Origin of the sequence: Kitasatospora sp. NPDC048715, assembly GCF_043198905.1 — a bacterium.
In the GTDB taxonomy this organism is placed as follows: domain Bacteria; phylum Actinomycetota; class Actinomycetes; order Streptomycetales; family Streptomycetaceae; genus Kitasatospora; species Kitasatospora lactacystinica.
This window is the reverse complement of the sequence record NZ_JBICVH010000026.1, coordinates 157164-157893: the sequence shown is the minus strand read 5'-3', so window position 1 is coordinate 157893 and position 730 is coordinate 157164. Positions and strand designations below refer to the sequence as shown.

Below are 730 nucleotides of genomic sequence, written 5' to 3'. Positions count from 1 at the left end.
GTTACATTCCGAACCCGGAAGCTAAGCCTTACAGCGCCGATGGTACTGCAGGGGGGACCCTGTGGGAGAGTAGGACGCCGCCGAACAATTATTCAAGGCCGCGGCCCCAGCGACTCGCTGGGGCTGCGGCCTTTTTGTGTTTTGCGAACGTGAAGAAGACCGGCAGAACGGGACTTCCGCCCAGACGCGGACGGTCCTGGCATGCCGGACAATGGAGAAGGTACGCAGGCCAGCAGGCCGGCGTCGAAACCGCGTGGCGGGAGCAGAGTCGCAAGATGCTCCGTCCGCGGTGGAGCTGAAGCAGCAGAAGGAGTCACCACGATGTCGAACGAGCCCCAGGACCGTCCCGAGCGCCGATCGGACGACGGCCGAGGCTACGAGCCCCGGTCCCGCGGGGGCTGGTCCAACGATCGTGGCGGCTCCCGTCGCGATGACCGCCGTGACGACCGTTCGTCCGGTGGTTTCCGCCGCGACGACCGTCCCTCCGGTGGTTACCGTCGTGATGACCGTGACGACCGTCCGCGTCGTGACGACCGTCCGTCCGGTGGTGGCTACGGCCGTGACCGTGACGACCGCGGTGGCTTCCGTCGTGATGACCGTCCCTCCGGTGGCGGTTTCAACCGTGACCGTGACGACCGTGGTGGCGACCGCGGTGGCTTCCGTCGTGATGACCGTCCCTCCGGTGGCGGTTTCAACCGTGACCGTGACGACCGTGGTGGCGACCGCGGCG

General features: G+C 67.3%; 1 protein-coding gene and 1 rRNA gene. Both read left to right on the top strand.

From position 1 onward, the window contains the following. A 5S ribosomal RNA gene (gene rrf, locus ACGFSC_RS38625) occupies window positions 1-86 on the top strand; the annotation flags it as partial. A 344-nt stretch (window positions 87-430) separates the two neighbouring features. Next, window positions 431-730: hypothetical protein (locus ACGFSC_RS38620; protein WP_392864894.1), on the top strand; the 300-nt coding region annotated here is incomplete at its 3' end.